The following is a 7,499-nucleotide window of genomic DNA, read 5'->3' as shown; positions in this document are numbered from 1 at the left end:
GTGCGCCACGCCGTCGCCGCCGCGATGGCGGGGACCGATCCGCTCGGCTATACCGAGGCGCTGGGCCTGCCCGGCCTGCGGCGGCGGATCGCCGCGCATTATGCCGACTGGTACGGGCTCGACCTTCCCGCCGCACGCGTCGCGGTGACCGCCGGGGCCTCGGGCGGGTTTCCGCTCGCCTTCCTCGCCGCCTTCGAACCGGGGGACACGATCGCCCTCGCCGCCCCATGCTATCCGCCCTACCTGAACATCATGACGGCGCTCGGGCTGCGGCCGCTGCTGCTGCCGGCCACCGAGGAAACCGGATTCCAGCCGACAGTGGCGATGATCGCGGCGCTCGACCCGCAGCCGGACGGGCTGCTGATCGCCTCGCCCGCCAACCCGACCGGGGCGATGCTGCACCCCGACGAGCTCGCCGCCCTCGCCCGGCACTGCCATGCGAACGGCATCCGCCTGATCAGCGACGAGATCTATCACGGCCTGACCTATGGCAAGCCGGCGGCCACCGCCGCCGCCTTCAGCCCCTCGGCGATCGTGATCAACTCGTTCTCGAAATATTTCTCGATGACGGGCTGGCGCGTCGGCTGGATGGTACTGCCGGAGGAGCTGGTGCGGCCGGTGGAGTGCCTCGCGCAGAACATGTTCATCTGCGCGCCGCATGTCGCCCAGCGCGCGGCCGAGGCGGCGTTCGACTGCCACGCCGAGCTTTCGGCGCGGCGCGACGCCTATGCCCGTTCGCGCGCCCTGCTGCTCGACGCCCTGCCCCGCGCCGGGATGACGAAGCTCTCCCCGGCGGATGGCGCCTTCTACATCTATGCCGACATCGCCGCGACCGGGCAGGACAGCGCCGCCTTCTGCCGCGCGATGCTGCACGAGCTGCACATCGCCGCGACGCCGGGGCATGATTTCGACACCGCGCGCGGCGGCGATTTCGTGCGGTTTTCCTATTGCGCCGACGAGGCCGACATCGCCGAGGCGGCGCGCCGGCTGACCGAGTCGCCGCCCGGAAGATAGGGCCCCATTAGTACGAGCCGAAGGCGACCCCGCTGGTCGGATCGACATAGACCATTTCGTCCGCCACCCGGCGCACACCGCCGATTCCCTCGGCGAGCACGATCAGCGCCATCCGCTCGGCATCGCTGAACACGGGGCCGGAAAGCGTCGCGACACCGTGATCGACCTTGACCTCGATGGTCGCCTTGGGCGCCCAGTTGGTCTTCTCGATCGCGGCCCGGATGCGGCTGGCCACCACATCGTCGCTGACCGGGGTATCCTCGACCACCAGCAGCGCGGTGATCAGCCGGGCGAGGATGTTCCGCCGGTTGAGCATGCCGAGCAGGATCTCGCCCTGGACGACCGGCAGCTGCTTCACCCGGTAGGTTTCCATGATGTCGATCGCATCGCACAGCGGCGTGTCGGGGCCGACGGAGCGGACCGGCGTGGTCATGATCTCGCCGACATGCCGGCCGCGGGTGCGGGCGAACTGCCGGGCCGAGGTTTCGGGGGCGAGGAAGCCGCGCCACCAGCCGATGTCCGGCGCGGTCTCGAGTTCGGGGCGGCGCAGCATGTCGCCATCGGTGATGATGCCGAGCAGCCGGCCGCCACGGTCGATCACCGGGAGGGCGGACAGGTTCTGGTCGAGCATGATCCGGCCGGCATCGGCAACGGTCGTCTCGGGTTCGACGGTGAGTGGACCAACCGTCATGATCTCACGCACGTTCATGTCATCCTCCTTTTGGCTAGGAGGACCATGCGCGATGCCCTCCGCCCGCGCATTGACTTGCGTCAATCGCGGAAGCGGGCCGGCCTCAGGCGCCGGCGCGGGCGATTTCGGCCAGGGCCTGCGGGCGGGCGACGCTGATATTGTGGTCCGGCGTCACGTCGATCACGCCCTGCTTGCGCAGCGCGGTGAGCGCGCGGGAGACGGTTTCGATGGTCAGGCCGAGATAATCGGCGAGATCGGTGCGGGTCATCGGCAGCCGCAGCCCGGCCCGCGGGGCGCCGCACATCATCGCCCGCCGGCTCCAGCTGTCGATGAAGCTGGCGAGCCGCTCGATCGCGCTCTTGCGGCCGAGCAGCAGCATCTGCTCCTGCGCCACGATGAGTTCGTGCGAGGCGACGTCGAGCAGCCGGCGCTCGAGCGCGGGAAAGCGGGAGAACACGTTGCGCATTTCCACGCGGTCGAACCGGCACAGCCGGACGTCGTCGATCGCCTCGGCGCTGAACGTGTAGCGGTCGTCGGCGGCGAGGCCGACGAAATCGCCCGCGCCGACGAAGCCGGTGATCTGCCGGCGCCCGTCGGGCAGGTCCTTGTGCAGCTTGGCGGTGCCGTGATTGATGTTGAAGAAGTAACGGGCGCTGTCGCCCTCCACCGCGAAGCTCTGGCCGCGCGACACCGTGGACTGCCGCGCCACGCTCGCGAGGAAATGAAGATCCTCGTCCGCCAGCGCATCGCACAGGCCGATATGCCGCGCCTCGCAGCCCGCGCACAGGCCAGGAATGATGGCTTCCGAAAGATTGATGGGCGAGCGAAGCGCCCGGTCCCGCTGCTCCAGCATCTCGCGTCCTTCCGACGTCTCAGCAATCATTTTGTAGTGCAGAGCAACAAGGTCGCGCAACTCGTATGATTCAGGCCGCGAATGTGCGGTTAGCTGCGCCACCGGCGACGCGCGCGGCGCTTTGTCTTTTAATTCGAGAATCTTACAGGGCTTCCGGTTGATTTCGATCAAGGCGCGGTTCATCCGCTTGGTCGATCCTGTCATGCTTTCTGACGATGTTACATTGCATGCATGAACCGACTTACCTGATCGAACCCATGATCCGCGAGCACATCGACCCGTGCTTCGTGATCGCGCGCCTGGCCCAGCCCTGGCTCGACCTCGCGCGATGGCGGCGCCATGCGCGCGAGTGCATCGCGGCGAATCCCGGCCGGCGCGGCATGATCACGATCCGCCGGGTGCGGCGGCGCAACCCTTGCGGCCTGGCCTGCTACCGGTGCGAGGCCGATCTCGAACATGGCCGGCTGATGGCGGTGCGGCCCTTCGCGGTGCTCGACCCGCTCGATGACAGGCCGCTGCTCACCGCGCTCGCGGCACGGCTCGCGGCCATCGCGCATGATACCGGCTGCGGCGCCATCCGCATCGTCGCCACGGGGGCCGACCTTCCGGCCGGCGCGCTCGGCGGTGTTGCCCGGGCGGTCTCCCGGGCCGGGGAACACACCTTCCTGCTCTGACCCGCACCGACGCAAGGGATGCCGGCCCGGCCGGCAAGTCCTCCAGAACGACAAGCGGCCGGACCGCCCGAAAGCGGCCCGGCCAGACTGGCACGGCTACGGCGCTGCCGTCAGGGGAAGCGGCGCCGCGTGTACAGCCATGCGAGAACGTACAACCCGAGATAGACGAACGGGATGAACAGGATCAGGCCTTCAAGTCCACCGAGCATCGGGGCGTCTCCTTACACTTTGTCGTCGGGCTGATGGCGGCCAAGGACCGCCGATTGCTGTGCCTCGAACAGAACGGCGCCGCTCGCCGAGATCAGAACGATCATCATCGTTCCGACCAGCCAGCCGAAATACCAGGGCCCCTCGTCGCCGGTGACCACGGCGAGCAGGATCGCCGCGAAGAGGATGACCGCGAGGGCGGCGAATTTGATCGTGTTCAACATGGCTCGATCTCCGCTCCTCAGTAGGAGTGATCGTTGGCGATGACGGACTCGGTCTTGACCTTCCCGCGCATGACGCGGAAGGCCCAGGCCGTGTAGCTCAGGATGATCGGCACGAAGACCAGCGCGAAGGCCAGCATCCAGCCGAGATTGTAGGCGCTGCCCGAGGCGTTCCACACCGTCAGGCTCTGCGCCGGCGCGGTGGTGGAGGGCATCAGGAAGGGGAACATCGCCGCCCCGGTGGTGAAGATCGTGCCGATCCAGGCCAGCGCGCCGAGCCACCAGCCGAGGATCGGCTTGCGGGCGGCGAGCGCCAGCGGACCCGCGACCATGCCGAGCAGCCCCACCGCCGGCAGCAGCCAGAGCACCGGATGCTGGTGGAAATTGTCCATCCAGGCGCCGGCGCGCATCGCGACCGAAGGGCCGCCGAGCGGGGTCGCCGGCATCGCCGGGTTGACCGGGGCGGTGTAGGCGAAGCCCTTGATGAAGCGGACCCAGACGCCGCCGATCGCGAACAGGGCGGCGGCGAGCAGGCCGGCGGGCACCGCATAGCGCCGGGCGCGCTCGGCGATCGGGCCCTCGCCGCGGATCATCAGCATCGCCCCGCCCTGGTGCACGGCGAGGGCGAGCGAGAGCACACCGCACATCACCGCGAAGGGGTTGAGCAGGTACCAGATGAAGCTGCCATCCTGGTAGTACTGGCCGTCCCAGCTGAAGTGGAAGCCGACCCCCTGCAGCACGTTGCCGAAGGCGGCGCCGTAGATGATCATCGGCAGCGCGCCGGAGATCAGGAACGCCCAGTCCCAGGTCGCGCGCCAGCGCCGCGCATCGACCTTGGAGCGGTATTCGAAGGCGACCGGGCGCATGATCATGCTGAACAGCAGCAGGATCATCACCACGTAGAAGGTCGAGAACGAGGTGGCGTAGAGCGTCGGGAAGGCGGCGAAGATGGCGCCGCCGCCGAGGATGAACCAGACCTGGTTGCCGTCCCAGTGCGGGCCGATCACGGCGAGCGCGGTGCGGCGTTCGGCATCGGTGCGGCCGACGAAGCGCAGCAGCGCGCCGACCCCCATGTCCATCCCCACCATGATGCCGAGGCCGGAGAGAAGCACCCCGAGCAGCACGGCCCAGATGACCTTGAGCGCGATATAGAGTTCCATGGCGCGGTTTCCTTACTGCCAGGACTTGTCGGCGTAGCCGGGGCGCATCAGCGACGGGCTGGCCGCCGCCTCGACCGGACGGGCATGGGCGTGCTCGCCGGGGCCGAGCCTTGCATATTTGAACATCAGGTAGAGTTCGGCGGCGATGAACAGGCTGTAGAGCAGCGCGAAGCCGATCAGCGAGAACAGCATGTAGCCGACCGTGTGGCTGGAGGCGGACTGGAAGGTCGGCAGCCAGCCATAGACCGTCCAGGGCTGGCGGCCGTTCTCGGCGGTGATCCAGCCAAACTCGCAGGCCAGCACCGGCAGCGGGATCGCCCACATCGCCGCGCGCATCACCAGCGGGTGTTTCTCAAGCTCGTTCCTCAGGCTGTAATAGGCGCCGAAGGCGAACACCACGAGGAAGGCGAGGCCGAGGCCGACCATCAGGCGGAAGCTCCAGAACTCGACGAAGACGTTGGGGATCGATTCGCGGCCGGCCCTTTTCAGTATGCCCGGCAGGTTCGAGGGCGTGATCTTCGACAGGTCCTGATCCGGCGCGAAGCGCTGGGCGAGGAAGCCGTAGCCCATGTCCGCCTCGTTCTTGCGGAAGGCGGCGAGCGCCGCCGGGCTGTGGGTTTCGCCATACTGCTTGAGCGCGATCACCGCCTGGATGCCCTTGGCGGCGCGAAGCTGGGCCTGCTGTTCCAGTTCGTCGATGCCGGGGATGCGGACATTCCAGGCATGCGCGACCAGCGGGGTCAGCACATAGGGGATGCCGATGGCGAAATCGTTCTTCTGCGTGCGGTCATTCGGCACGGCGGCGATCAGCCAGGGCGCGCTCGGCCCCTTGGTGGTGTGCCAGATGCCTTCCATCGCGGCGAGCTTGGTCGGCTGCACGAGATAGTCCATGCGGCCGAGCGCGTCGCCCAGCGTGACCACGCCGAGGGTGGAGATCAGCCCGAAGATCGCGGCGATGCGGAACGAGCGGGCGGCGAATTCACGGTGCTGGCGGCGCAGCAGGTAGTAGGCCGAGATGCCCATCACGAACATCGAGCCGGTGACGAAGCCGGCGATCGAGGTATGCACGAACTTCGCCTGCGCATCCTGGCTGAAGACGAGGGACATGAAGCTGTGGAACTGCATGCGCATCGTGTCCGGGTCGAATTTCGCGCCGGTCGGGTCCTGCATGAAGCCGTTGGCGATCAGGATCCACAGCGCCGAGAGGTTCGAGCCGAGGGCGACGAGGTAGGTGATGGCGAGATGCGCGGGGCGGCTCAGCCGGTCCCAGCCGAAGATCATCAGGCCGATGAAGGTGCTTTCCATGAAGAAGGCCATCAGCCCCTCGATGGCGAGCGGGGTGCCGAACACGTCGCCCACGAAATGCGAGTACATCGACCAGTTGGTGCCGAACTCGAATTCCATGGTCAGGCCGGTGGCGACGCCGATGGCGAAGTTGATGCCGAACAGCTTGCCCCAGAACAGGGCCATGTCCTTGTAAATCTTCTTGCCGGTGATGACGTAGACCGTCTCCATCGTCGCGAGCAGGAAGGTCATGCCCAGCGTGAGGGGGACGAAAAGGAAATGATACAGCGCGGTCAGCGCGAATTGCAGGCGCGACAGGTCGACGACTGTCGGGTCGATCATGATGGACTCCTGGCCCGAGGACCGGCGGGATTCCCCGCACGGCGGTGAACGGTAGTTTCCCGATCGATAATGCCGCCACGCGGCGGCGCATTGATCTGTATCAATCCGTTTCAGCCGGGCTCAGAACCGGAGCGACATCTCCCGCAGCCGTGACAGGCGCGCCACAGGCCCGGCGCCCTGGCGGAGCGCGCCGAAACGGCCGTCGGCGACGATGCGGCCCTCGGCCAGCATCACCACGCGGTCGTCATCGGCGAGGTGGTCGAGCCGGTGGGTGATGGCGATCACCGTGCGCCCGGCGGCGAGCCCGGCGAGCGCGCGGCGGAATTCGGCCTCGGTCAGCGGGTCGAGCCCCTCGGTCGGCTCGTCGAGCAGCAGGAAGGGGGTGGCGCGCAGGGCGGCGCGGGCGAGCGAGAGCCGCCGCGCCTCGCCGCCGGAGAGTTTTGCCCCCGCCTCGCCCACCAGCGAATCGAGACCACCGGGACGGGCGCGGACGAAATCGGCGAGGCGGGCGGTCTCGAGCGCGCGCCAGAGTGCCGCATCGTCCGCATCCGGGCGGGCGAGGAGGAGGTTGTCGCGCAGGGTGCCGGCGAAGATCGCGGTGGTCTGCGAGACCACGGTGAACAGCGAACGCAGGTCGTCGCCGCGGATCGTGGCGAGATCGACGCCGCCGATCGTGGCCGTTCCCGCCTCGTGCGGGGCGAAGCGGAGCAGCAGGTTGAACAGCGAGGTCTTGCCGGCACCGCTGCGGCCGAGAATGGTGACGTGCTCGCCCTCGGCGATCGCGAGGTCGATCCCGGCGAGCGCCGGATGCGCGGCGCCCGGATAGCGGAGCGAAACGCCGTCGAGCCGGAGATCGAGCCGGGCCGGGCGGCGCGGGCTGGAGGCGGGCTCGGCGACGGGCGGCGGGCGGTCGAGCAGGTCGAAGACGCGGCGCGCCGAATCCGCCATGCCGCCGAGGAGCTGGAACGCCGCCGGCAGCGGGGCGACGGCCTCGAAGGCGGCCATCGCGCCGAGGGCGAGCAGGGCGATGACCGGCCCGGCGATCCGGTGCGC

At 68.4% G+C, this 7,499-nt stretch carries 8 protein-coding genes; 2 read left to right on the top strand and 6 right to left on the bottom strand.

The window, feature by feature from the left end; translation table 11 throughout:
• Nucleotides 1-1,014, top strand: a 1,014-nt coding sequence (locus APM_RS02230) for a pyridoxal phosphate-dependent aminotransferase (RefSeq protein ID WP_007421732.1), incomplete at its 5' end; no start/stop codon positions are given.
• Nucleotides 1,015-1,021: 7 nt separating this feature from the next.
• Here APM_RS02230 and APM_RS02225 read toward each other — a convergent pair.
• Together APM_RS02225 and APM_RS02220 are read right to left on the bottom strand one after the other, a co-directional pair.
• Nucleotides 1,022-1,723, bottom strand: coding sequence for a CBS domain-containing protein (locus tag APM_RS02225; RefSeq protein WP_007421731.1), 702 nt, complete (start codon nucleotides 1,721-1,723; stop codon nucleotides 1,022-1,024).
• 85 nt (nucleotides 1,724-1,808) lie between these two features.
• Nucleotides 1,809-2,558 carry a Crp/Fnr family transcriptional regulator gene (locus tag APM_RS02220; RefSeq protein WP_007421730.1) on the bottom strand — a complete coding sequence of 250 codons (750 nt, stop codon included), beginning with the start codon at nucleotides 2,556-2,558 and terminating at the stop codon, nucleotides 1,809-1,811.
• Between the two features lie 227 nt (nucleotides 2,559-2,785).
• Here APM_RS02220 and APM_RS02215 point away from each other — a divergent pair, with 227 nt between their 5' ends.
• Nucleotides 2,786-3,232, top strand: a complete 447-nt coding sequence (locus APM_RS02215; protein ID WP_007421729.1) for a hypothetical protein — start codon at nucleotides 2,786-2,788, stop codon at nucleotides 3,230-3,232.
• Between the two features lie 221 nt (nucleotides 3,233-3,453).
• On the opposite strand, the gene APM_RS02210 is transcribed toward APM_RS02215, so the two are convergent.
• From APM_RS02210 to APM_RS02195, 4 genes are all read right to left on the bottom strand, one after another.
• Nucleotides 3,454-3,663, bottom strand: a complete 210-nt coding sequence (locus APM_RS02210; RefSeq protein ID WP_007421728.1) for a hypothetical protein — start codon at nucleotides 3,661-3,663, stop codon at nucleotides 3,454-3,456.
• A 17-nt stretch (nucleotides 3,664-3,680) separates the two neighbouring features.
• Nucleotides 3,681-4,820 (bottom strand): cytochrome d ubiquinol oxidase subunit II, encoded by a 1,140-nt coding sequence (gene cydB / locus APM_RS02205; protein WP_007421727.1) that lies wholly within the window; start codon nucleotides 4,818-4,820, stop codon nucleotides 3,681-3,683.
• 12 nt (nucleotides 4,821-4,832) lie between these two features.
• Nucleotides 4,833-6,446, bottom strand: coding sequence for a cytochrome ubiquinol oxidase subunit I (locus tag APM_RS02200; RefSeq protein WP_007421726.1), 1,614 nt, complete (start codon nucleotides 6,444-6,446; stop codon nucleotides 4,833-4,835).
• A 120-nt stretch (nucleotides 6,447-6,566) separates the two neighbouring features.
• Nucleotides 6,567-7,499, bottom strand: a 933-nt coding sequence (locus APM_RS02195) for an amino acid ABC transporter ATP-binding/permease protein (protein WP_007421725.1), incomplete at its 5' end; no start/stop codon positions are given.

Source organism: Acidiphilium sp. PM, from assembly GCF_000219295.1.
GTDB classification, from domain to species: domain Bacteria; phylum Pseudomonadota; class Alphaproteobacteria; order Acetobacterales; family Acetobacteraceae; genus Acidiphilium; species Acidiphilium multivorum.
This window is presented reverse-complemented; position numbering and strand designations above follow the sequence as displayed.

Bases quoted from the DNA above. Each gene is read 5' to 3' on its own strand.
- APM_RS02225 (WP_007421731.1), bottom strand. From the start codon at position 1,723: ATGAACGTGCGTGAGATCATGACGGTTGGTCCACTCACCGTCGAACCC.
- APM_RS02220 (WP_007421730.1), bottom strand. From the start codon at position 2,558: ATGCTGGAGCAGCGGGACCGGGCGCTTCGCTCGCCCATCAATCTTTCG.
- APM_RS02215 (WP_007421729.1), top strand. From the start codon at position 2,786: ATGCATGAACCGACTTACCTGATCGAACCCATGATCCGCGAGCACATC.
- APM_RS02210 (WP_007421728.1), bottom strand. From the start codon at position 3,663: ATGTTGAACACGATCAAATTCGCCGCCCTCGCGGTCATCCTCTTCGCG.
- cydB (WP_007421727.1), bottom strand. From the start codon at position 4,820: ATGGAACTCTATATCGCGCTCAAGGTCATCTGGGCCGTGCTGCTCGGG.
- APM_RS02200 (WP_007421726.1), bottom strand. From the start codon at position 6,446: ATGATCGACCCGACAGTCGTCGACCTGTCGCGCCTGCAATTCGCGCTG.